This is a genomic window from Nioella sp. MMSF_3534 (assembly GCF_030732985.1).
Taxonomy (GTDB): domain Bacteria; phylum Pseudomonadota; class Alphaproteobacteria; order Rhodobacterales; family Rhodobacteraceae; genus Nioella.
This window is the reverse complement of record NZ_JASHJX010000005.1, coordinates 1-22,652: the sequence shown is the minus strand read 5'-3', so window position 1 is coordinate 22,652 and position 22,652 is coordinate 1. Positions and strand designations below refer to the sequence as shown.

Sequence of the window (22,652 nt, the reverse complement as noted above, 5' to 3'; positions counted from 1 at the left end):
TCCTCCCTGTCGCCACGCTAGCAGATGCGGGTCATCCCGTCACCGTCCGGCGCACCCATGGGGTGAGTGAGATCAGCACCAGCCCGACGGAGAAGAGGCACCAGACCGCCGGCATTTCATTGGGGTTGGCGGTCAGCGTCGCCGCAAGGATGGGCCCGAGCGCCGCATGAACCAGCGCAAACCGCCACGCCCCGTAAAAGAGCGGGAAGATGAACACCGCCAAAAGGTAGTCGGGGAAGGGCACCCAATGTCGGAACACATCGCCGCCGAACCGTCCCGCGAAATCCGACAGCGGCATGTCCCAGGCGAGGTGCCATGTACCTGACAGCGTGCACCATTGCGGCCCGCATAGCGTCGTGCCCGGCACGCAGGGGCCAATCGAGGCCATCGGCACCATCCTCATCAGCAACAGGACCGAGATCACCGCCGTCAGCCCCATGACGGTCCGCCACATCCGGGCCGAAACGCCGCCCATGATCGCCATGCCAAAGGCGTTGATGAAGAGCGGTTGCAGCGAGATATGGACGTAGCTAAGCAGCGCCGAGGCGCGGTTGCCGGTCAGCTCGCATTGGTCGATGGTCTGGTAACCCCAGACCTGCAGCGCCTCCATCGAGGCGAAAAAGGCCAGCGTGATCGGGATCGCGGGCGGGTCACCGCGTTTCCACGTGACGACCGTTGCGGCGGCGCCGACGCCCACCATGGCCAGACTGGCCCCCTCGCTCCAGCACATCGGCTGTCCCCCCGCTTGTGTGCGTCAACTGTTGCGGGTTGCGGGGGAGCGGTCAAGGGGAAGGGTGGAGCTGTGCCCCCGGCGCGGAATCAAGGCGAAGCCGCCGCGCCATCGCCGACGCGCCCCCGGCGGAGGCGATTTGGGTAGGGCCAGGCGGGACGGAGAGGGAGCGCGGATGTGGCCGCCATAAAGCGCGAGTCACAGACCGTGGGATCGCCCCCGTGCGCGTCGTCGATGGCGTAAACGGGCGCTTCCATGAGAAAAAACTTCTTCTCTGGTAGAGGTTAATTTTATTTTGCCGATCATTGACTTGTTCGCTATCGTCAATTGATCGTGAGAAGGTAGGCGACACAATGCGTTCAGTTTTGGTTCATTTTGAAGTTTCTGAGTCTCATATTCTACTTGAAACCTTTGTAAGTTCTGCACAAGCAGCTGCGCGTACAGTGACTGCACTGAATAACGAGCTATTTGGTGGGCAGGTAGTTTTTGAGCTAGTTGTATACCCTCCGGAAGCAGGAAGTCTAAAACAGTACATCGGTGTTAGTGTTAAATTTCTAAAAGCAGCTGGAACAGTATATGCAGTAGTGTGGTCTCTAATCCAACTAATGGACTCTGCGAGCGTGAAGGATATTTCCCGCGAGTTGTTTGGAGCAACACCTTCAGAAGTCATTGTGCAGAGAATCAGAGACTACCGAACTCGGGTAGAGGAAACTCCTGTCGATGCCGCCGAAGATCAACTCGAAAGTCTTCGCCAGGATGGATATGAGATAGTCGAAGAATTACTCGTTCAAGGAACTTCTTCTTCCTTGGGGGCAGCTCCCGAAACGTTGGAATCCAGCACGATTCCCGACGAACTTAGTTATGAGTTGCGTCTTGCACAGTCAGAGCTTTTCGAGGCGGCCCTAGAAGACCAAAATGTAAGAGGAATCAGCTTCCAAGAAGAGGATCAGGTTCCGATTCCCAGAAATCAATTCGCTGTTCGAGGCGTTAGACCGCTACCACCGCGAAGGAATGAAGACGAAGGAGAGTGGGAAGTATCCCTACAGCAGGTCCGTATTACATCGCCTGTCTTCGAGCGGGAGAATCCGCAAAGAAAGTGGATGGGAGTTAACGCAAAAGGGTCCAATGTCTTGTTTGATATTGTGGATTCTGAGTTTTGGTCGAGATTGCTTGCAAAAGAGATTAAGTTTTCAGAAGGGAGTGTTATCGTGGTGCAAATGGCGACCCGAGTTCGTCGCAAGGGCCCGAGAGAAAAGATAGCTGTAAGAGTACTTTCACTTGATGGGCTGAAGCTTGCTGAGCAACTAGACGGGGCGGCACTAGCAAGCATTCTGGGAAAAATCAAAGCACCTGCGCGAAACGATCAAGACACGCTCATATAGCCCTCACACATCCAGCTCCTCCACAAACCGCGCGTTCTCCTGGATATACTGGAAGCGCAGTTCCGGTTTCTTGCCCATCAGGCGTTCCACCAGGTCTCCGGTCTCACCCGGCACCTCGTCGTCGATACTGACACGGATCAGTTTCCGCTGCTCGGGGTCCATCGTGGTTTCCTTCAGGTCCTTGGCGTCCATCTCGCCCAGGCCCTTGAAGCGGCTGACGTCGATCTTGCCCTTGCCGCCAAGCCCCTTGGCGAGCCACTCGTCCCGCTCCACCTCATCCAGGCAATAGACGCGGCGCGAGCCTTGCGTCAGGCGATAGAGCGGCGGGCAGGCGAGGTAGAGGTGCCCGTGGTCGATCATCGGCCGCATCTGGGTGAAGAAGAAGGTCATCAGCAGCGAGGCGATATGGGCGCCGTCCACATCCGCGTCGGTCATGATGATGATCTTGTCATAGCGCAGGTCGTCGATGTTGAACTTGGTGCCCACGCCGACGCCCATGGCCTGACAGAGATCGTTGATCTCGGCATTGGTGGAAATCTTGGACCCCGCCGCGCCAAGCACGTTCAGGATTTTCCCGCGCAAGGGCAGCAGCGCCTGTGTCTTGCGGTTGCGCGCCATCTTGGCGGAGCCACCGGCCGAGTCGCCCTCGACGATGAACAGCTCCGTCCCCTCGCGGTTGGAATTGGAGCAATCCACCAGCTTGCCGGGCAGGCGCAGCCGCTTGGTGGCGGATTTGCGTTGCGTTTCCTTTTCCTGACGGCGGCGCAACCGTTCCTCCGCCCGCAGCACCAGGAAATCGAGGATCGCACCGGCGGCCTTGGTGTCGGCGGCAAGCCAGTTGTCGAAATGGTCGCGCACGGCGTTTTCCACCAGCCGCTGCGCCTCGGTGGTGGCGAGGCGATCCTTGGTCTGGCCCACGAATTCGGGTTCCCGGATAAAGCACGACACAAGCGCACAGCCCCCGGTGATCAGGTCGTCACGGGTGATCTGCGCGGCCTTCTTGTTGCCCACAAGCTCGCCATAGGCGCGGATGCCTTTCAGCACGGCGGCCCAGAACCCGGCCTCATGCGTGCCGCCCTCTGGCGTGGGGACGGTGTTACAGTAGGACTGGATGAACCCGTCGCGGGACGGCGTCCAGTTGATCGCCCATTCCACCTTGCCCGGCGTGTTGAAGCGTTCCTTGAAATCGACCATGCCCGCGAAGGGCTGATCGGCATAGGTCGAGGCACCCCCGAGCGTTTCCTTCAGGTAATCGGCCAGACCGCCGGGGAAATGGAAGGTGGCCTCCAGCGGCGTGTCGCCGTCCTCGATGGCCGATTTCCAGCGGATTTCGACGCCGCTGAACAGATACGCCTTCGACCGCACCATTTTCAGCAGCCGCGCGGGCTTGAACCGGTGATGGCCGAAGATCTGTTCGTCGGGGTGGAAGGTGACTGTCGTGCCGCGCCGGTTGGGGGCGGCGCCGATGGCCTGAACGGGCCCCTGCGGGATGCCGCGCGAGAACTCCTGTGCGAACAGCTCGCGGTTGCGCGCGACCTCGACCCGAAGGTGATCGGAAAGTGCGTTCACGACAGACGCGCCGACGCCGTGGAGCCCGCCCGAGGTTTCATAGCTGTCGCCCGAGAACTTGCCACCCGCATGGAGGGTGCACAGGATCACCTCCAGCGCGGACTTGTCGGGGAACTTGGGGTGCGGGTCCACCGGCATGCCGCGACCGTTGTCGCGGATGGTGATGGAATGATCGCCATGCAGCTCCACCTCGATGCGGCTGGCATGGCCGGCCACGGCCTCATCCATGGAGTTGTCGAGGATTTCGGCCACAAGATGATGCAGCGCCCGTTCATCCGTGCCGCCGATATACATGCCGGGGCGTTTGCGGACAGGCTCCAACCCCTCCAGAATCTCGATCGAAGAGGCGTCATAGCCCCCATTGTCCACCGCAGGGGAAAGAAGATCGTCGGCCATGCCCATCTGCTCTTTGCTTTGTGCTTTTGATTGGCTGGCAGGGTATCGCAGGGGCGGGGCAGCCGACAAGGGGCAACGCAGGATTTTGTGGGGCAGGGGGTGCGGGCCACTATCCACGGGTTTTCCGATGTTTTGTGTCAGTTTCTTGACACCGATCAAGGCGCATTATCGCGGTCTGTGGCAGACGAAGCGCAGGACAATCAGAAGGAGACCGCAATGACCGCACCCGCAGCCACCGACGCCCAGACCGAGGCCGGACAGACCAACGGGGCCGACAAGGGCTTTCCCACGGTGACCACGGATGACATCCGCCATGCGTTCGAAACCGGCGAGTACCCATATTCCGACAAGCTGCCGCGCAAGGCCTACGAGGCCGAGAAGGCGCGCATTCAGGCGGAACTGCTTAAAGTTCAGCTATGGGCGCAGGACACCGGACAGAAATTCGTGATCCTGTTCGAGGGCCGGGACGCGGCGGGCAAGGGCGGCACGATCAAGCGGTTTACCGAACACCTGAACCCGCGTTTTGCCCGCGTCGTGGCGCTGAACAAACCCACGGATGAAGAACGCGGTCAGTGGTTCTTTCAACGTTATATCAACCACCTGCCAACCTCGGGCGAGATGGTGTTCTATGACCGCAGCTGGTACAACCGCGCGGGCGTGGAACGCGTCATGGGCTTCTGCGAGCCGCATGAATATCTGGAATTCATGCGCCAGACCCCGGATCTGGAACGGATGCTGGTGCGCTCGGGCATCCGGCTTTACAAATACTGGTTCTCGGTCACTCAGGAAGAACAGCGCGCCCGGTTTGCCAGCCGCGAAACCGACCCGCTGAAGCAGTGGAAGCTGAGCCCGATCGACAAGGCGAGCCTTGGCAAATGGGACGCCTATACCGAGGCGAAGGAGGCGATGTTCTTCTACACCGACACGGCGGATGCGCCCTGGACGATCATCAAGTCGAACGACAAGAAGCGCGCGCGCCTGAATACCATGCGTCATTTCCTGTCGACGCTGGATTATCCCGGTAAAGATCACGACATCGCGCAGGCGCCCGACCCGCTGATCGTGGGCCATGCCAGTCATGTGATCCATGCCTCGGACCATATTCTGGGGGCGTCCCTGCACCCTGATCAGCGGCGCGACCGCTGACCGAAGAAACGGCGCCCGTTCGGGGCGCCGTTTCCTTCAGACCAGACCGATCCGGGGCAGACAGATGGGGCGTGGCCTAGTAGGTCGAGACCAGATTGACGTCGTCGGCACTGATGATATTGCGCTGCACGCCGACGCTGGCCATGGCGACGAGCAGGGCAATATCCTCATCTGAGAGATCGCCATCGTTATAAGCCAGAATGCCTTCCTCGATACCGGTCAGGATCGTGGCGTTGGTCATGGCGTTGGCGATGTCGAACATGCTTTCCGCACCGGCTTCGTCGATCATGCCGGCATCGTAGAGCGCATTGAAATGCGCGGAATGGAACACAACGAACGCGTCGCTGACCTGCTGCGTCCGAAGCTGCGCTTCCAGATCCGAGGCGAGCGAGGAAATCCCGTCCTCGATCATCGCCGTCGCAGCCAGCGCCATACCGGCAACCGCAGCGGTCAGAACCGTCCAGTCCACCGAAACGGCACCACTTTCGGACGTCAGGAAATTATGCCAACTTTCGTGTTGCATTCTTGTTTCTTCTGCTCGCTGTTTACGCAGATGCTTATCTCGTCAAAAAATGTGGCGTGAATGTGGCGCAGAGGGGGGTAAGCTAAGCAACAATGCGGTTCCAATCTGGAAACGTATACCCACTTTATCGGGTATTTTCAAATAATTACAAAGCCGCTTGTCAAGGGGCCTTGTCGCAGAAGAGTACCAGCAATGACACCTTTTCGCCATCACCTCGGGGCTGTTTTTTTGCTTGGTCTTCCCCTCGCGGGCAGCCATCTTGCCCAATTGTCCATCGGGATCACCGACACGGTCATGTTGGGATGGTATGGTGTCAGCGAACTGGCCGCGCAATCCCTGGCGTCCTCTTACTTCTTCGTGGTGTTCCTGCTTGGGTCCGGATTCGGCATTGCCGTCATGCCCATGGTGGCCGCCGCGATTGCCAATGAAGACCGGACGCAGGTGCGCCGGGTCACGCGCATGGGGCTGTGGCTGTCCTGTCTCATCGGATGTGCCTCGATGCCGCTGTTCTGGTTCAGCGGCCCGATCTTCGTGGCCCTCGGGCAGGAGCCGGACCTGTCGCAACTGATGCAGGATTATCTGCGCATCGCGGGCTGGTCGATGCCGCTGTTCCTGCTTGCCGTTGTGTTCAAGAGCCACCTGTCGGCGCTTGGTCACACCCAGATCGTGCTGTGGGCGACATTGGCCGGGACGGCGGTGAATATCGGGTTCAACTGGGTGCTCATCTTCGGAAATCTCGGCGCGCCGGAACTGGGGATTCGGGGGGCGGCCATCGCGTCGCTTGGTACAAATGCGCTTATCCTGGTGCTGCTTGGCGCCTATGCGGCGCTGGCGCGGGACTTGCGCGAATACACCATCCTGGCGCGGCTCTGGCGGCCGGACTGGGGCGCGTTTGGCGAGGTGTTTCGCCTCGGGATGCCGATCGGGCTGACGATGCTGGCCGAAAGCGGTCTGTTCACGGCAAGCGCCATCATGATGGGCTGGATCGGGGAAGAGGCGCTCGCTGCCCATGGCATTGCCGTGTCCATCGCGGCGGCGACCTTCATGGTGCATCTGGGTCTGAGTTCTGCCGCCACGGTGCGCGCGGGCTATGCCTGGGGACGCAAGGACCTGCCCAACCTGCGCATGGGGGCGCTGGCCGCCCTGGTTCTGTCGCTTGGCATGGTGGCGATCACCATCGCGGCCTTCCTCGGCATACCGGAGCTGCTGATCGGCCTGTTCCTCGACCCGGCAGAGCCCAACCGGGCAGCCCTGATCGCCACCGGCACGGTGCTGCTGGCCACGGCGGCGCTGTTTCAGCTGGCCGATGCAGTGCAGGTCATGGCGCTTGGCTTCCTGCGCGGGGTGCAGGACACGAAGCGCCCCATGATCTACGCGGTGGTCAGCTATTGGGGCATCGGCGTACCGGCGAGCTATGTGCTCGGCTTTCCGCTCGGGCTGGAGGGTGTTGGCATCTGGCTTGGCCTGGCCCTCGGGCTGACGGTGGCGGCGGTTCTGATGATGACCCGGTTCTGGACAGGCCCGGCGCGGTCCGCCCTTGCCTTCGTGCCCGACACGCCCCCGCCCGACGCCTGAGCACCGGGCAGGGGCAGAGGGTCAGCGCGTCAGCGCATGCAGGATCCGCGCCCAGGAGCGGATGCCCTTGTGAAAGCTGTCGAGGTCATATTTCTCATTCGGGGAATGGATCGCGTCGTCGTCATTGGCGAACCCGGTCAAGAGTGCGTCCATGCCGAGCACATCCTTGAAGAACCCGGCAATCGGGATCGAGCCGCCCATCCCGATGAAGACCGCCTCGCGGCCCCATTCGTCGGACAGCGCCTGCCGGGCCTTTTCGAACTCGGGCCGGTTCACGTTCATGACCGGCGCGGGGGAGCCTTCGAGATCCTGGTTCCACTCCACGCTCAGATCGGGGCCAAGCCGGTCGGCCACATGCTTGCGGATCTTCACGCGCAGCGCGTCGGGGTCCATGTCGCCCACAAGGCGGCAGGTGATCTTGCAATGCGCCTTTGAGGGGATCACGGTCTTGGTCCCGGCCCCCTGATAGCCGCCCCACATCCCGTTCACCTCCAGCGTGGGACGCGCCCATTGCTTTTCGAGGCAGGAATAGCCCTGTTCGTAATGCGACACGGTATAGCCCGCCTCGGACAGATAGTCCGCCTCGTCGAAGCCCGACAGGTTCCACTGGCGCAGGATATCCTCGGGCACCTCATGGACGCCCTCATAGAACCCCTCGACCGCCACGGCCCCCGTCTCGGTATCATAGAAACTGTCCACGATCCGGGCCATTTCCCGCAGCGGGTTGAGGCCCGGTCCGCCATAATGGCCCGAATGCAGGTCGATGCGCGGTCCGGTCAGGGTAAACTCGTCCTTCAGCATCCCGCGCAGCTGCGTGGGAATCGAGGGCACACCGGGGGCGACCATGGAGGTGTCGCAGATCAGCGCGATATCGGCGGTCAGCTCGGCGGCGTTTTCCTGCATGAAGGGCACCAGCGAGGGCGAGCCCGATTCCTCCTCTCCCTCGAAGAAGAGCGTGATCTTGCCCGGCAGGCTGCCATGAACCGCCTTCCACGCGCGGCAGGCCTCGACGAAGGTCATGAGCTGCCCCTTGTCGTCCGAGGCGCCGCGCCCGCGGATGACCTTGCCTTTCGCTGTGTCTTCAATGGCCGGTTCAAAGGGCGGCGTGTGCCACAGGTTCAGCGGGTCGACCGGCTGCACGTCATAGTGGCCATAGAACAGGATATGCGGGCCGTCGGCATCGGCATTGGCATGGGCCACGACCATGGGACGGCCCGGCGTCACGCGCTTGGTGGCGTCGAAGCCCAGACCCTTCAGATCCTCGACCAGCCAGTCGGCGGCCCGGTCGCAATCGTCGTTGTAGGCCGGGTCGGTCGAAATGGAGGGGATTCGCAGCAGCTCCATCAACCGGTCGGTGGCGTCCTCCAGGTTTTCGTCAATGCGGGCAAGAACGGCGTCGAGCGACATGGGGGATTCCTTTCACAATCGCGTGTTGGGGCGGAGCCTATCAGCCCGCCCGGCGCTGTCCAGATGTGACCGGTTCTACTCGACGCAGGACCCCGACCAACCGCTGAAGCTCAGTTCTTCGGGGCGGCCATCCCATTCATACCACCAGGTGCCGGAAAAGACGCAGGGTGAACCGAAGAGGAAGGCAAAGCCGCCCCTGTAATCCTCGTCATTGGCCCGCCACCAGTCGCCTTCGACCAGCCACCCCCCAAGGTCCGGACGATTGGTGACAGAGGAGATGGACAGGCGCTTGTTCTCATCACCATACCAACCTTCTGACCAGTAGATCACGCCGTAGGTGCTGTCGTAATCCCGGTAGGTTTCAGGACGGCCCTGATCCTGGGCAAGGGCGCGACCTTCTTCGAAGAGGGCGCGAGCCTCCTCCAACTCTCGCTCCAGCCCGGCAAATACGTTTCCGCGAATGCGACGGGAATGCTCCAGATAGGCATCTAGAATGATCTGGCGAATGCGCCCGGCGGGCAGGTTGGCCGCGTTCTCCAGCTCTCGTGCCAGTGCGGACCGGGCTGCGGCGGGCAGTTCGAACAGAGAGTTTTCGAGCCGGCTGATCCCCTGATCGACTCGCATTGAAACGACCAGTTCTATCACGGTATCGATCCCGGACAGAACCCGGTCTGCCTCATCAATCACAACGTCTCCGTCTCGGTCGATCATCCAAAGCGGTTGGTCATAACTGGCCTCAAGCTCCCGGAGGGTTCGCATGCGCTGCAAGGCAAGCTCTTCGCGGTCCTGCGCCATCTGAACCAGATCCTGACCTGTCCAGTTTTGTGCTTCCGACATGGCTGAAAACAACAAGAGACCGCTAAGAACTATTAGAAAAACAATTGGGCGCATGGCTATATCTCCCCTGTGAATGGCCTAGGGTAGCACAAGATGGCGGCAAGCTCAGCAACAGCGAAATAACAGGGCAAGCCTGTGCATTGCGTCAGGGTTGTTGCCGAAGGGCAGGGGCTGCGATATCCCTGTTAAGGTTTCAGACATCCGGCCCAAAGAGAGCGGAGTATTTTCATGCGCGCGATATCCTTCCTTCGATCCTCGGGCCTTGCCCTTGCCATCGCGGCCACCGGGCTGCCTGCGCTTGCACAGGACCTGCCGAACCTGCGCGAGGCGCGGCGTCTGGTTTTTGCCGAACGCGGGGCCGTCGAGGTGGAGGTGATCGACCATGACAGCCTGTCGGATACCGACCGGGCCATTCTGCAATCGCCGCAACTGTCCGGCGCGGTCAGCTATTACGGGGCGATCGCCATTGCGCCCGGCATGGGTCTTGCCTCTGAGGCGACCGTTGCTGCCGCCAATTTCCATGACGAAGAGAATGCGCGCCGCGTCGCCCTGGAGGGCTGCGAAGCGCAGCGCAGCTCTGGCCCGTCCTGCATCGTGGTCATGGTGGTGCGCCCGGAGGGCTGGGAACCGGGCCGCGGTCTGCAACTGAATACCGAGGCCACAGCTGCCCTGCGCGGCGAGTATCGCCGCCTTGGCCGCAACCGCGCCATGGCCATTTCCGAGGCAACCGGCCAGTGGGGAATCGGGGCAGACGAGGAAACAGCCGTCGCCAATTGTGGACAGGATGACTGCCGCGTTGTTGTTCAGAACTGATCTTGCGGCCACTCCGTTGATCCATGTCAAAGTAACCCGCGCGTCAATTTGTAACTTGCGAGGGGAGGGCCTCAGGGCCTAGATCACCCAAATCTTCGGGCATTCAAGGAAACGCATCCGTCCGAAGCCTTGCCAGCCGTGTCTTTCGGGCCTCCGCGAACGGGTCCGGAAAAAGGAGACCGCCAGTGAACTACGATGCCGCGCTTGATGCCGCCCTGAACCGCCTGCACGAAGAAGGGCGCTACCGGACCTTTATTGATATCGAGCGCCGTCGCGGCCAGTTCCCCCATGCGGTCTGGAAGAAACCCGATGGGTCCGAGCAGGATATCACCGTCTGGTGCGGTAACGATTACCTCGGCATGGGCCAGCATCCGGTTGTGCTGGACGCGATGCACAAGGCGCTGGAAGATACCGGCGCGGGGTCTGGCGGCACGCGCAACATTTCCGGCACAACCGTCTATCACAAGGAGCTGGAGGCAGAGCTGTCCGACCTGCACCAGAAAGAAGCGGCGCTGCTGTTCACCTCGGCCTATATTGCCAATGACGCGACGCTCAGCACGCTGCCCAAGCTGTTTCCGGGCCTCATCATCTATTCCGACGCGCTGAACCATGCCTCGATGATCGAAGGCGTGCGCCGCAATGGCGGGGCCAAGCGCATCTTCCGTCACAATGACGTGGCGCATCTGCGCGAGCTGCTGGAGGCCGACGATCCGGCCGCGCCCAAGCTGATCGCGTTCGAGTCGATCTATTCCATGGATGGCGATTTCGGCCCGATCGAAGAGATCTGCGATCTGGCAGACGAATTCGGCGCGCTGACCTATCTCGACGAGGTGCACGCGGTTGGCATGTACGGCCCCCGTGGCGCTGGCGTGGCCGAGCGTGACAACCTGATGCATCGCATCGACATCATCAACGGCACCTTGGGCAAGGCCTTTGGCGTGCATGGCGGCTACATCGCGGCCAGCGCAAAAATGTGCGACGCCGTAAGGTCTTACGCGCCGGGCTTCATCTTCACCACCTCGCTGCCGCCGGTCGTTGCGGCAGGGGCGGCGGCCTCTGTCCGGCACCTGAAAACCGATCAGGCGCTGCGCGATCTGCATCAGGAACACGCCAAGGTGCTGAAGCTGCGCCTCAAGGGCATGGGCCTGCCGATCATCGACCATGGCAGCCATATCGTGCCGGTCATGGTGGGCGATCCGGTGCATACCAAGAAGATCTCGGACATGCTTCTGTCGGATTACGGGATCTACGTGCAGCCGATAAATTTCCCGACCGTTCCGCGCGGGACGGAACGTCTGCGCTTTACCCCGTCACCGGTCCATGATCCCAAGATGCTGGATGGTCTTGTCCGGGCGATGGACGCGCTGTGGAACCACTGTGCGCTGAATCGTGCCGAAATGAGTGCCTGACGCAAGTTCCGCAGGTGCAAAATAACCTCATGTTGTGTTAACACGCTCCTAACACCGGCGATTTTGGGGAATCACCGGGATGGAATGGGGATGTCTTCGGTCGGTAGATCGGAAAACCGTCAAAGACCGTAGGCGAAACGCGGGGCACAGGGCCGCATGGGCATGAACACAGACACGTCGAAGGATGGCAGCTTGCCATTTGACGAGCTTGATACGCTTGACGTGCCTCTGGGTGACCTGATGCGCGGGGAACGCGCCACGCTTGGCAAATCCCTTCTGGATGTGGAACGAGAGCTGAAGATCAAGGCTTCTCACATCGCTGCCATCGAAAACGCCGATCTCTCCGTCTTTGCCACCAAGGGCTTCGTGGCCGGTTACGTGCGCTCCTACGCGCGCTATCTGGGCATGGACCCGGAATGGACCTTCCGCCGCTTCAGCGCCGAGGCCGGGTTCCACGGGGTTCACGGGGATTCCGCGGCACAGGCCCGTGGGGCCAAGCGCGCCTTCGGCGACGCCCCCAAGCGCCTGAATCCCAATGATGTGATGTCCACCGCCCGCGTGTCTTTCGCCCCCGAGCGCGAAAGCATGTTCAGCCGTCTGGAACCCGGCGCGCTTGGATCTGCTGCCGTGCTGATCGCGCTTGTCGGCGTCATCGGCTACGGCGCATGGTCGGTGTTGACGGAAATCCAGCGGGTGCAGTTCGTTCCCGTGGACGAGGCCCCGCAGACCGTTGCGGCCCTTGATCCGGTCGAAGCAGCCGGAGTCATGTCGATGGCGCAAACGGAACTGCCCGACGCCACCACGCCGCGCCTGCCCTCGGTCGACCCCATTGACCGGCTTTATCGTCCGCAGGCGCTGGACACCCCCGTCCTGACCCCACGGGATGAAGCGATTGCCACGCTCGACCCCGATGCGGTCGGAGAATTCGCGCAAACCCCCGGCCTTGCCCGTCCAAATGCGCCCGAAGCCAGCTTTGAACTGGCTGGTGCCGTACAGGTGACCGAAGCGCCGACGGCCGATGAGGTGGTGCTGTTTGCCGTGCGCCCGTCCTGGATTCGCGTCAGCTCCGCCTCCGGCACCGTCCTGTTCGAGGGAACGCTTGACGCGGGTGACAGCTATACCCTGCCCGAAGGGGCCGATCTGCCAACCCTGCGCGCGGGGAATTCCGGCTCGCTCTATTTCGCCGTCAATGGCGTGACGCTTGGCCCCGCCGGACCCGGCACCTCCATCGCGCGCGACGTGGTGCTGACCGCCGATGCGCTGTCCGACAATTACGTAATGGCCGATGCCGCAGCCGACCCCGACCTGCCGCGCGTCGCGGCGCTGGTCCTGTCCGGCGACAACTGATCCGGCGACAACTGACGCACCCCCGTTGCCGTGCCCGGACACAGGGGCTATCTGACTGGCACAAGCGTTTGATCAGGCCCGAGGCAGACTGACATGTCCCACAATCCCATTCGTCCCTGGCGCAATATCGACCGGCGTGACAGCCGCCGCATCATGGTGGGGAATGTGCCTGTGGGGGGAGGCGCGCCGATTTCCGTTCAGACGATGACCAACACGCTGACCACGGATGTGGCGGGCACCATCGCGCAAGTTCAGGCCTGTGCCGAAGCGGGGGCCGATATCGTGCGAGTCTCGGTGCCCGATCAGGCGTCGTCCAGGGCGCTGAAAGAGATCGTGGCGGAAAGCCCGGTGCCAATCGTGGCGGATATCCATTTCCACTATAAACGCGGGATCGAAGCGGCAGAGGCGGGCGCGGCCTGCCTGCGGATCAATCCGGGCAATATCGGTGACGCAACCCGCGTGGCCGAGGTGGTGAAGGCCGCCCGTGACCATAATTGCTCCATCCGCATCGGGGTGAATGCCGGATCGCTGGAAAAGCACTTGCTGGATAAGTATGGCGAACCATGCCCCGACGCGATGATCGAAAGCGGGCTCGATCACATCCGTATCCTGCAGGACCACGATTTCCACGAATTCAAGATCAGCGTGAAGGCGTCCGATGTCTTCATGGCCGCTGCCGCCTATCAGGGGCTGGCAGAAGCCACCGACGCGCCCATTCACCTTGGCATCACCGAGGCGGGCGGGCTGACGACGGGCACCGTGAAATCCGCCATCGGACTTGGCAACCTTCTGTGGATGGGCATCGGCGACACCCTGCGCGTAAGCCTGTCTGCCGACCCGGTCGAAGAGGTGAAGGTGGGCTACGAGATCCTGAAGGCGCTCGGGCTGCGGCACCGGGGGGTCAATATCATCTCCTGCCCGTCCTGCGCGCGGCAGGGGTTTGACGTGATCAAGACGGTGGAACTGCTGGAGGACCGGCTGGCCCATATCAAGACGCCGATGAGCCTGTCCATCATCGGCTGCGTGGTGAACGGGCCGGGCGAAGCGCTGTTGACCGATGTGGGCTTCACCGGCGGCGGGGCCGGGTCGGGGATGGTTTATCTTGACGGCAAGCAGGCCCATAAGCTCGCCAATGACGGCATGGTCGATCACATCGTCGAGCAGGTCGAACGCAAGGCCGCCGAAATTGACGCCGCCCGCGCTGACGCGGCGGAGTGATCCGCGCTTAACCTTTTCTTCGTCTTGTGCTGTCAGGCTGAGCAGGGCTCCGGTCAGCCCCTGCCGCGATGTTTGGGTGCGGTGCGACAGGGGCTGTCCTTCAGTGCCTTCGGCAGTCGGATCGCTTGGGCACGTGAAGAAGAGTACGGTAAGAATTCTTGCGAAAGGGTTAATGGTGCCGACGTAATACTGGCGCGCAGCGGGCGATCACTCCGCGGCCAATGGAATGGGGTGCCCCGGTTGCCCGAAACGCGCCGCCAGATCCCGCGTCGCAAAACACAGGCGACCCTTTGAGATGGTGGCCACAACCGCGCGCGTGGTTTCCTCGACAATCACCAGATCGGCCCGTTTGCCGTGTTCCAGCGTGCCGCGATCGGCCAAACCGATGATCTCGGCCGGTTTGGACGAGATCAGCGCCCATGCGGCGGGCAGGTCTTTCAGCGCGCCATTGGCCAGAACCCAGGCTGCTTCGGCCATTTTATGCGGCGCGCCATTTGACACAAGCGCGTCGCAAAGCCCCTGCGCCACCAACCGGGCCGTTCCGGCCGCTTCACCAATGCCCGCGGAAGGGCAAAGATCCCCGGCGGAGACAAGCACGCAATCACCCATGGCACGCGCGGTGGCCGCCGCGGCCCGGCTGCGTGGCAGTTCGGCAATCCGCGCCCCGAGCATCCGGTAGTATTCCCGTGTTTCGGCATCGGCATCGCCGAGACTGCCATAGGGGATGCCAAGCGAGTCGAGACATTCCGCCATCTGGCAGAGATCGCGGGGAAAATTGGGCGCGCCGGAGTCTGCCACAGTCGTCCGGGCGCGGGACGTGAACGAGGCAAGGTCCAGACGACGTTCTTCCAGCCGCCGCAGCCGGTCCGGGCCGAGACGCGCATCCGGCGACAGGATCAGCTTGGCCCGCAGGTCGATTCCGCCGCGAATGACGGCCAGCCCGTCCAGAACCTGCTCGATCAGCGGTTCTGGGTCGGACGGAACGGTCAGCCAGGCCGTTGTGATACCCTGTGCTGCCAGGCGAGATTTGATCGCGGGCAACGCGCCGATCCGCAACGGTTCGGGCAGGGCCAGATGCAGATCGACGATGCCGGGCAACACCAGGTATCCGCTCAGGTCGATCTCGGGCAGGGGGCCCTTGGTGATCCGCCCGCGCGCAAGCCCGAGCGACCGGCGCTGAAGCTGGCCACTACGCAGAATCCGGGCGCCGGTCAGGCGCAGGGGCGGCAGGTAGAGAGACATTGTGAAGACCGCTCAAGCCAGGGTTTTCAGCAAATCTAGGCACGATCTGTATCGCCCGGATGACAAGAAACCGGAAAATCATGGTTAACAGGTGGAATTACCGCCCGCAGCGACCATGGCGGCAATTGCACCGACGTGACGAGCGGCCTAGGGTCAGCCCGTTGGGTGCTGATGGGAAGGTGGTCGCCATGGCCGAACTGATGGAAATGCCGCGCAATGACGAGGGAATCGGAACGGCTGTGGCGCTTTTGAAGCAACGCTTCGCAGAGCGGCTGGAGACTGGCCAATCCATCCGTGACCAGCATGGCCACACCACCACATGGATCGAGACCCAGCCTCCCGATGCGGTCGTTTTCGTCGACAGCGCCGAGGAGGTGCAGGAGGTGGTGCGCATCTGCGCCGATCACCGCGTGCCGATCATCCCCTTTGGCACCGGCACCTCTCTGGAGGGGCATGTGAACGCCCCTGCCGGTGGCATCAGCGTGGATTTCAGCCGCATGGACAAGATCCTTGCCGTGCATCCCGAAGATATGGACGTCGTCATTCAACCCGGCGTGACCCGCGAGGCGCTGAACACCTACCTGCGCGACACGGGGCTGTTTTTCCCGGTCGATCCGGGTGCCAATGCCTCGCTCGGTGGGATGGCCGCGACTCGCGCCTCGGGCACCAACGCGGTGCGCTACGGCACGATGAAGGATAACGTGCTGGCGCTGAAGGCGGTGCTGCCCTCGGGGGAAATCGTCAAGACCGGCAACCGCGCCCGCAAAAGCAGCGCCGGATATGACCTGACGCGGCTGATCGTCGGTTCGGAGGGCACGCTTGGCCTGATCACCGAATTGACCTTGAAATTGCAGGGCATCCCCGAGGCGATCTCGGCGGCCACCTGTTCCTTTCCCACGGTCGAGGCCGCCTGCAACGCGGTGATCATGACCATCCAGATGGGCCTGCCCGTCGCGCGGATCGAGCTGCTGGACGCGCTGTCCGTCAGGGGGGTGAACGCCTATTCCAGGCTCGATCTGCCGGAACAGCCGCTGCTGTTGCTGGAGTTCCACGGATCTGAAAACTCCGTGAAGGAACAGGCGCAAACCTTTGGCGAGATTGCAGAAGATTTCGGCAGCCAGGGCTTTGCCTTCACCACGAAACCGGAGGACCGCAATCGGCTCTGGCAGGCTCGGCACGACGCCTATTGGGCATCCCTGGCGCTGCGCCCCGGGGCGAAGGGCATTTCCACCGATTGCTGTGTGCCCGTGTCCCGCCTTGCCGAATGCGTCACCGCCGCGCAGGCCAAGGCCGAGGAACTGGGCCTGATCGCCCCGGTCGTGGGCCATGTGGGCGACGGCAATTTCCACGCCCTGCCGCTGATCATGATGGAGGATGCCCAAGAGGTCGCCCGCGCGCGGGAATTTGTCAGTTGGCTGAACGATCTGGCGATTTCCATGGACGGCACCTGTACCGGCGAACACGGGATCGGGCAGGGCAAGGCGAAGTACCTGATGGGGGAACTGGGCGAAGGCGCCCTGACCATGATGGCGGCAGTGAAACGCGGCGTCGACCCGTTCAACATCTTCAATCCCGGAAAGATCCTGTTGTCCGATGTCTGATCTCACTGACCAACCCTCCGCCCACGACGAACCGCATCTGTCTTTCCGCACCGGCTGGCTGCGCGCCGCGGTGATGGGAGCCAATGACGGCATCCTGTCCACCGCGTCCCTGATCGCCGGTGTTGCCGCCGGGGGCGGCGACAGGGTGGCGATTGTGCTGGCCGGGACCGCCGGATTGATGGCCGGTGCGATGAGCATGGCGGCAGGTGAATATGTGTCGGTCTCCAGCCAGGCCGATACCGAGGCCGCCGATGTGGAGCGCGAGAAATACGAGCTGGAACACAACCCGGACTCGGAACTGGAAGAACTGGTTGCGATCTATGAATTCCGGGGCCTGTCGCCCGATCTGGCCCGCAAGGTCGCCGTGGAACTGACCGAGAAGGACGCGCTCGCCGCCCATTTGCGCGACGAGATCGGCATCACCGACCTGTCGCCGCCCGCGCCGGTGCAGGCCGCTGTCGTATCGGCCCTGACCTTCGCCGTCGGGGCCGCCGCGCCGCTGCTCGTGGCCATGTTCGCGCCGCTGACGGGTCTGGTCTGGTCCGTGGGCCTTGCCACGATTGTGGCTTTGGCCGCCTTAGGGGCCCTTGGGGCGCAGGCAGGCGGGGCGCCCAGGACACGGGCTGCCATGCGGGTCGTCATCTGGGGCGTGTTGGCCATGGCCGCCACCTCGGCCATCGGGGCGCTTGTGGGCGTCGGCCTGATCTAGCGATCGCTGGTTGCCGCGGCGATACGGGCCAGAAGAACCGCGCGTATTCCCGCGTCGGGCACATAGAGTGCTGCAAGGTAGGCATCAGCGAGAAACCCTGCCTCAAGATAGCCTTCGGATACTGTGCTCAAGACGATCGATTGGTCCGTCTCCAGAGAAAAGCCTGCCATTCCGTTTGCATCCCCCGGCACCAAACGAGCCGCCTGCAAGGCGTCGTGCAGATGAATTCGCGCCTCGCCTAGGCTTTGTTCTTCCAAAAACAACCCTGAGAGCCGGGTCAGCCAGCGCCCTTGCTGTGCCGGGGTCTCCAACCGGCCGATCAGAGCAATCGCCTCGTGGCGGCGGTCTTCCACGTCCCACAACGCGGCAATCACCCTGGACAGCAGATCGTCTCGAACCGTTCGATCACCCTCGCGAGTCAACAGGGCCCAAACCTCGTCCATTTCACCATGTCGGGCGAGCGACCCAACCAGATCGCGGATCACCAGCGCCGGAATGTCGGCGCTTTCATAAAGTCGTGCGACTTCGGAAAATTCACCCTGGTCAGACAGATAAAGGGCGAAGCTAGCCCGCGCACCTTCACCCGCACCTGGTGCAAACGCTGCAAGGCTGTCGCGAATACGGCTTTCGGCATTGAAGGCGACAGCCCCAGCCTGGCGCTGCAAGTCAGCGATCCAGATCAATCGTGCGATGCGGGTGCTGGCATTCTCGATCTCATCGGTCCGTGACATCGCGCGGCCCAGAAGGTCGAGGCCCGTGTCACGGGCTCCCTGTCTAAGGGCCGCTTCCGCGACTGAGGCCATGGCCCTGGTTGACCCTTCGGGGTCCGGAATGGCTTCGGCGGTTCGAATGGCGTCGCGCAGCGCGCCCGCATGAGCGATGCTCCTTGCGATGGACTGCATCTGCCGTGACCGCGCCGCTTCATCAGCGATTCCAGAGGCGGCCTCTGCAGCATCCTCCAGTGTCGCAAGCGCAGCGTTTGTATCGCCCGCCTCGGCTTGCACCTGTGCAATTCGGCGCAACATCCGGGCGCGATTGCGTACATCGTCAAGAGCAAGTACCCCCTCCCGCGCAGCTTGACCATCTCCCGCGCTCAGATGGTGCTCGATCATGGTCATGGCAAAGCTTTCGGGATCGCGCAGAAGTCCACCGTATCGAGTGAATCGGGCGCGCGCTTCGGCCAGCATTCCAGCATTCACCTGCGCCCGCAAAGTTCGGTCGATTGCAGAGGATTGCGTGACACCCGCGTCCATATCCGAGATTTGCTCATAGGCTTGGCCGAACAGGGCCAAGGCGCCATCGCTGTCGCTGGCAAGGGCGCGCAACGATGCCACGCGCACCATTGCGGTTATGGCCTGACGCGGCTCCATATCCGGCTCGATCTGGGCGCGTGCCTCATCAAACAGACAGATCTGCGGCAAATCGCCGTTGCAATACCGAGTCATGTTCCGACGAACTTGTGTTGTGATCTGAGATATCCGAGCCTGAGTGAACTGGCCGACCTGTGTACCGGCTTCCAAAGACATGGCCAGATCCGACGTTTCATGTGCCTCGACGATCTGTTCAACCAGTTGCATGATGCTGCGGACCGCCAGGGCATGGTGGAGCGCCGAAGCACGATCCCGCACCTCGATGCTGTCTAGTTCTTCCAGCAAGAGACTGGCCTGCACGAACAAGCCACGCGCCGCAGTGTCATCCACGCTTTCGCGCAGAGCTGCTTCTGCATCCTCAATGGCCCGTGCCAGACCCGCGCGTGAAATCGGTCCGACCGTTTCCCCTAGGATGAGCTGCAAAGCGACATCAGAGGACGCATAAGTAGACAGAATGGTTTCCACTCTGTCATCTACTTGCTGCAACAGCTGCAGACGTTCGGCGCGTCCCGCATCCGTGTCGGGCATGGCTTCAGCCGCCTCCCAGGCGCGAATCGCGGAAACCAGGACGGAATTGACAGGGTCATCGGCGCTGGCAGGAACTGCTGCAGTTAGGATCACGGCAAGGGCTGCAGCGGATAGAGTGTTGCGCATCTTAAATAAATTCCATCTTTCGGCACTGTACCATTGATGCCGTATGGTCTGGCGAATTGCAAACGCCTCTGCTGCAGGAAGGAGTTCTATTCCCTCTAGTAATGTTAGCGCTAACGGATTATAGAATGCGGTAACACGCAGCCAAGGAGTTTCCGATGTCGCTCAATGCCCGGATTGCAGAGGTCACGGACCGGATCATCGCCCGGTCGGCGGACAGCCGCAGCGCCTATCTCGACCGGATGCGCCGTGCCGCCGATCAGGGTCCGGCACGCGCGCATCTGACCTGTGGCAACCAGGCCCATGCCTATGCGGCCATGGGGCAGGATCAGGGGGCGCTTGCCGAAGGGCGCGCGCCCAATATCGGGATCGTGACCGCCTATAACGACATGCTCTCGGCCCATCAGCCTTTTGAGAGGTTTCCGGGCCTGATCAGGGACGCTGCCCGTGCCCGAGGGGCGACCGCGCAGGTCGCGGGCGGCGTTCCCGCCATGTGCGACGGGGTCACGCAGGGCCAGCCGGGGATGGAACTGAGCCTCTTTTCGCGCGACGTGATTGCCTTGTCCGCTGGCGTGGCGCTCTCGCATAACTGTTTTGACGCGGCCATGTATCTGGGGGTCTGCGACAAGATCGTACCCGGCCTGATCATCGCCGCTGCCACATTCGGCCATATTCCGGCGGTCTTCGTACCGGCGGGGCCGATGACCAGCGGCCTTCCCAACGACGAGAAATCCCGGGTGCGCCAGCAGTTTGCCACCGGAGAGGTAGGCCGCGACAAGCTGATGGAAGCCGAGATGGCCTCCTATCACGGGCCGGGCACCTGCACTTTCTACGGCACCGCCAACAGCAATCAGATGCTGATGGAATTCATGGGGCTGCACCTGCCGGGGGCGTCCTTCGTCAACCCAAACACGCCGCTTCGCGATGCGTTGACCATTGCCGCGACCGAGCGGGCGATCAGCATCACAGCGCTTGGCAATGACTATCGCCCCGCGGGCGAGGTTCTGGACGAAAAGGCCTTCGTGAATGGCATCGTCGGGCTGATGGCCACGGGCGGCTCCACCAATCTCGTGTTGCACCTGCCCGCCATGGCGCGGGCGGCAGGGGTGCTGATCGAACCCGCCGATTTCGCCGATATCTCTGCCGTCACGCCGTTGATGGCGCGCGTCTACCCCAATGGGCTGGCGGATGTGAACCATTTCCACGCGGCGGGCGGGCTTGGCTATATGATCGGCGAGTTGCTGGATGAGGGGCTGTTGCACGAAGACGCCGTCACCGTGGCGGGCGATGGCCTGTCCCGCTACCGGCAGGAACCAAAGCTGCAAGGTGACAAGGTGGTCTGGACCGACGGTGCCGGGACCAGCCTGAACGAAAAGATCCTGCGCCCGGCCTCCGACCCGTTCCAGGCCTCCGGCGGGCTGGCGGAGCTGACGGGCAACCTCGGCCAGGGCATCATGAAAGTGTCTGCCGTGGCCCCCGAACGCCATATGATCGAGGCCCCGGCAGCCGTATTCCATGACCAGGCCGATGTGAAAAAAGCCTTTCAGAACGGCCAGTTGAACCGAGACGTTGTGGTGGTCGTCCGCTTCCAGGGGCCGCGCGCCAACGGGATGCCGGAACTGCACAGCCTGACCCCGGTCCTGTCGGTGTTGCAGGATCGCGGCCACAAGGTCGCTCTCGTCACCGATGGCCGCATGTCCGGCGCATCGGGCAAGGTGCCCTCGGCCATTCACGTCTCACCCGAGGCGCTCGATGGCGGCCTTATCGCCAGGCTGCAGGACGGCGACCTGATCCGCGTCGATGCGGTCAAGGGAACGCTCGACGTGCTGACCGAGGGCGTCGCCGACCGAACCCCCGCCACGCCGGATCTTTCCGCCAACAGCCACGGCATCGGCCGCGAGCTCTTCGAGGTCTTCCGCCGCAGCGCAGGCCCCGCGACTTCGGGGGCGGGCGTGGTCGTCTGATCTTTCATCTTGGCAAAAATACCTCCGCCGGAGGCGTCCCGACCCCGCCACTGGCCCCGACCTCAAGGAACGTGACATGACCCCGCAACAAGCCTCTCTTCGTGCCCTCGAAATCGCGGCCCTTGCCCCGATCATCCCCGTGCTGGTCGTCGATGACGCGGCTCATGCACAGCCTTTGGCGCAAGCGCTCGTCGCCGGTGGCCTGCCCGCGTTGGAGGTAACCCTGCGCACCCCCGCCGCGCTCGACGTGATCCGCGAGATGGCCAAGGTGCCGGGCGGCGTCGTGGGGGCCGGCACCTTGCTGACGCCCGCCGATGTGCAGGCCGCGAAGGAGGCGGGCGCGACATTCGGCGTTTCGCCCGGCGCGACCGACAAGCTGCTCGATGCCTGCGAAGAGGCGGACCTGCCGCTGCTGCCGGGTGCCGCCACCGCGACCGAGGCCATGCGCCTTCTGGAACGCGGCTACACGATGCTGAAATTCTTCCCCGCCGAGGCCTCTGGCGGCGCGCCTGCCCTGAAATCCATCGGGGCACCCATTCCGCAGATTTCCTTCTGTCCCACGGGTGGTGTCAGCTTGAAAAATGCGAAAGATTACCTGACCTTGCCGAACGTTGTTTGTGCGGGCGGGTCCTGGGTCGCCCCCAAGGATGCGGTGGAATCCGGCGATTGGCAGCGCATTGAAGCGCTCGCGAAAGAGGCCGCAGCCCTGCCGCGCTGACCCTTTCATCTTGGCTGAAATACCTCAGGGGGGTGCGGGGGGGGG

General features: G+C 62.6%; 18 protein-coding genes. 11 read left to right on the top strand and 7 right to left on the bottom strand.

Annotation, left to right across the window (positions count from 1 at the left end; genetic code table 11):
- Nucleotides 1-31: 31 nt before the first annotated feature.
- A complete protein-coding gene (locus tag RBB16_RS03325; protein WP_306044792.1) occupies nt 32-730 on the bottom strand; it encodes a DUF5765 domain-containing protein in 699 nt (232 codons plus the stop codon).
- Nucleotides 731-1,083: 353 nt separating this feature from the next.
- Between RBB16_RS03325 and RBB16_RS03320 the strand changes: the two genes are divergently transcribed.
- Entirely contained in the window at nt 1,084-2,112 is a 1,029-nt protein-coding gene (locus tag RBB16_RS03320; protein ID WP_306044791.1) for a hypothetical protein, read from the top strand.
- 3 nt (nt 2,113-2,115) lie between these two features.
- Here the strand turns inward: RBB16_RS03320 and parE are convergent, their stop codons facing one another.
- Complete coding sequence (gene parE / locus RBB16_RS03315) at nt 2,116-4,077, bottom strand: DNA topoisomerase IV subunit B (RefSeq protein WP_306044790.1); 1,962 nt, start codon at nt 4,075-4,077, stop codon at nt 2,116-2,118.
- Between the two features lie 216 nt (nt 4,078-4,293).
- Here parE and ppk2 point away from each other — a divergent pair, with 216 nt between their 5' ends.
- Nucleotides 4,294-5,223, top strand: a complete 930-nt coding sequence (ppk2, locus tag RBB16_RS03310) for a polyphosphate kinase 2 (protein ID WP_306044789.1) — start codon at nt 4,294-4,296, stop codon at nt 5,221-5,223.
- Between the two features lie 76 nt (nt 5,224-5,299).
- Here ppk2 and RBB16_RS03305 read toward each other — a convergent pair whose 3' ends face one another.
- Nucleotides 5,300-5,746 (bottom strand): hypothetical protein, encoded by a 447-nt coding sequence (locus RBB16_RS03305; RefSeq protein WP_306044788.1) that lies wholly within the window; start codon nt 5,744-5,746, stop codon nt 5,300-5,302.
- A gap of 192 nt (nt 5,747-5,938) precedes the next feature.
- Here RBB16_RS03305 and RBB16_RS03300 point away from each other — a divergent pair, with 192 nt between their 5' ends.
- Nucleotides 5,939-7,321: an MATE family efflux transporter gene (locus RBB16_RS03300; RefSeq protein ID WP_306044787.1), complete on the top strand. Its 1,383-nt coding sequence runs from the start codon at nt 5,939-5,941 to the stop codon at nt 7,319-7,321.
- A gap of 21 nt (nt 7,322-7,342) precedes the next feature.
- Here the strand turns inward: RBB16_RS03300 and RBB16_RS03295 are convergent, their stop codons facing one another.
- On the bottom strand, nt 7,343-8,728 hold the full coding sequence (locus tag RBB16_RS03295; RefSeq protein ID WP_306044786.1) for a M20/M25/M40 family metallo-hydrolase: 1,386 nt from the start codon (nt 8,726-8,728) through the stop codon (nt 7,343-7,345).
- 75 nt (nt 8,729-8,803) lie between these two features.
- Nucleotides 8,804-9,523 (bottom strand): hypothetical protein, encoded by a 720-nt coding sequence (locus tag RBB16_RS03290; RefSeq protein WP_306044785.1) that lies wholly within the window; start codon nt 9,521-9,523, stop codon nt 8,804-8,806.
- 270 nt (nt 9,524-9,793) lie between these two features.
- On the opposite strand from RBB16_RS03290, the gene RBB16_RS03285 reads away from it, so the two are divergent.
- From RBB16_RS03285 to ispG, 4 genes are all read left to right on the top strand, one after another.
- Complete coding sequence (locus RBB16_RS03285) at nt 9,794-10,378, top strand: 5-aminolevulic acid synthase (RefSeq protein ID WP_306044784.1); 585 nt, start codon at nt 9,794-9,796, stop codon at nt 10,376-10,378.
- 185 nt (nt 10,379-10,563) lie between these two features.
- On the top strand, nt 10,564-11,787 hold the full coding sequence (gene hemA, locus RBB16_RS03280; RefSeq protein ID WP_306044783.1) for a 5-aminolevulinate synthase: 1,224 nt from the start codon (nt 10,564-10,566) through the stop codon (nt 11,785-11,787).
- Nucleotides 11,788-11,949: 162 nt separating this feature from the next.
- On the top strand, nt 11,950-13,134 hold the full coding sequence (locus tag RBB16_RS03275; protein WP_306044782.1) for a RodZ domain-containing protein: 1,185 nt from the start codon (nt 11,950-11,952) through the stop codon (nt 13,132-13,134).
- A gap of 93 nt (nt 13,135-13,227) precedes the next feature.
- On the top strand, nt 13,228-14,352 hold the full coding sequence (ispG, locus tag RBB16_RS03270) for a flavodoxin-dependent (E)-4-hydroxy-3-methylbut-2-enyl-diphosphate synthase (RefSeq protein WP_306044781.1): 1,125 nt from the start codon (nt 13,228-13,230) through the stop codon (nt 14,350-14,352).
- A gap of 207 nt (nt 14,353-14,559) precedes the next feature.
- On the opposite strand, the gene RBB16_RS03265 is transcribed toward ispG, so the two are convergent.
- Complete coding sequence (locus RBB16_RS03265; protein ID WP_306044780.1) at nt 14,560-15,594, bottom strand: amidohydrolase family protein; 1,035 nt, start codon at nt 15,592-15,594, stop codon at nt 14,560-14,562.
- Nucleotides 15,595-15,782: 188 nt separating this feature from the next.
- Here RBB16_RS03265 and RBB16_RS03260 point away from each other — a divergent pair, with 188 nt between their 5' ends.
- Both RBB16_RS03260 and RBB16_RS03255 read left to right on the top strand, forming a co-directional pair.
- On the top strand, nt 15,783-17,195 hold the full coding sequence (locus RBB16_RS03260) for an FAD-binding oxidoreductase (RefSeq protein ID WP_306044778.1): 1,413 nt from the start codon (nt 15,783-15,785) through the stop codon (nt 17,193-17,195).
- The gene (locus RBB16_RS03255; protein WP_306044776.1) at nt 17,188-17,904 is read left to right on the top strand and encodes a VIT family protein; all 717 of its coding nucleotides are present in this window, start codon (nt 17,188-17,190) and stop codon (nt 17,902-17,904) included. The genes RBB16_RS03260 and RBB16_RS03255 overlap by 8 nt, the downstream gene beginning before the upstream one ends.
- On the opposite strand, the gene RBB16_RS03250 is transcribed toward RBB16_RS03255, so the two are convergent.
- Nucleotides 17,901-19,928, bottom strand: coding sequence for a hypothetical protein (locus tag RBB16_RS03250; protein WP_306044775.1), 2,028 nt, complete (start codon nt 19,926-19,928; stop codon nt 17,901-17,903). The genes RBB16_RS03255 and RBB16_RS03250 overlap by 4 nt on opposite strands.
- 155 nt (nt 19,929-20,083) lie before the next feature.
- Here RBB16_RS03250 and edd point away from each other — a divergent pair, with 155 nt between their 5' ends.
- Nucleotides 20,084-21,889 carry a phosphogluconate dehydratase gene (gene edd / locus RBB16_RS03245; RefSeq protein WP_306044773.1) on the top strand — a complete coding sequence of 602 codons (1,806 nt, stop codon included), beginning with the start codon at nt 20,084-20,086 and terminating at the stop codon, nt 21,887-21,889.
- A 76-nt stretch (nt 21,890-21,965) separates the two neighbouring features.
- Entirely contained in the window at nt 21,966-22,607 is a 642-nt protein-coding gene (eda, locus tag RBB16_RS03240) for a bifunctional 4-hydroxy-2-oxoglutarate aldolase/2-dehydro-3-deoxy-phosphogluconate aldolase (protein ID WP_306044772.1), read from the top strand.
- The last annotated feature ends 45 nt before the right edge of the window (nt 22,608-22,652 follow it).

Excerpts from the sequence above, each read along its gene's own strand:
- RBB16_RS03325 (WP_306044792.1), bottom strand. The coding sequence starts at position 730 with ATGTGCTGGAGCGAGGGGGCCAGTCTGGCCATGGTGGGCGTCGGCGCC.
- RBB16_RS03320 (WP_306044791.1), top strand. The coding sequence starts at position 1,084 with ATGCGTTCAGTTTTGGTTCATTTTGAAGTTTCTGAGTCTCATATTCTA.
- parE (WP_306044790.1), bottom strand. The coding sequence starts at position 4,077 with ATGGCCGACGATCTTCTTTCCCCTGCGGTGGACAATGGGGGCTATGAC.
- ppk2 (WP_306044789.1), top strand. The coding sequence starts at position 4,294 with ATGACCGCACCCGCAGCCACCGACGCCCAGACCGAGGCCGGACAGACC.
- RBB16_RS03305 (WP_306044788.1), bottom strand. The coding sequence starts at position 5,746 with ATGCAACACGAAAGTTGGCATAATTTCCTGACGTCCGAAAGTGGTGCC.
- RBB16_RS03300 (WP_306044787.1), top strand. The coding sequence starts at position 5,939 with ATGACACCTTTTCGCCATCACCTCGGGGCTGTTTTTTTGCTTGGTCTT.
- RBB16_RS03295 (WP_306044786.1), bottom strand. The coding sequence starts at position 8,728 with ATGTCGCTCGACGCCGTTCTTGCCCGCATTGACGAAAACCTGGAGGAC.
- RBB16_RS03290 (WP_306044785.1), bottom strand. The coding sequence starts at position 9,523 with ATGGCGCAGGACCGCGAAGAGCTTGCCTTGCAGCGCATGCGAACCCTC.
- RBB16_RS03285 (WP_306044784.1), top strand. The coding sequence starts at position 9,794 with ATGCGCGCGATATCCTTCCTTCGATCCTCGGGCCTTGCCCTTGCCATC.
- RBB16_RS03275 (WP_306044782.1), top strand. The coding sequence starts at position 11,950 with ATGAACACAGACACGTCGAAGGATGGCAGCTTGCCATTTGACGAGCTT.
- ispG (WP_306044781.1), top strand. The coding sequence starts at position 13,228 with ATGTCCCACAATCCCATTCGTCCCTGGCGCAATATCGACCGGCGTGAC.
- RBB16_RS03265 (WP_306044780.1), bottom strand. The coding sequence starts at position 15,594 with ATGTCTCTCTACCTGCCGCCCCTGCGCCTGACCGGCGCCCGGATTCTG.
- RBB16_RS03260 (WP_306044778.1), top strand. The coding sequence starts at position 15,783 with ATGGCCGAACTGATGGAAATGCCGCGCAATGACGAGGGAATCGGAACG.
- RBB16_RS03255 (WP_306044776.1), top strand. The coding sequence starts at position 17,188 with ATGTCTGATCTCACTGACCAACCCTCCGCCCACGACGAACCGCATCTG.
- RBB16_RS03250 (WP_306044775.1), bottom strand. The coding sequence starts at position 19,928 with ATGCGCAACACTCTATCCGCTGCAGCCCTTGCCGTGATCCTAACTGCA.
- edd (WP_306044773.1), top strand. The coding sequence starts at position 20,084 with ATGTCGCTCAATGCCCGGATTGCAGAGGTCACGGACCGGATCATCGCC.
- eda (WP_306044772.1), top strand. The coding sequence starts at position 21,966 with ATGACCCCGCAACAAGCCTCTCTTCGTGCCCTCGAAATCGCGGCCCTT.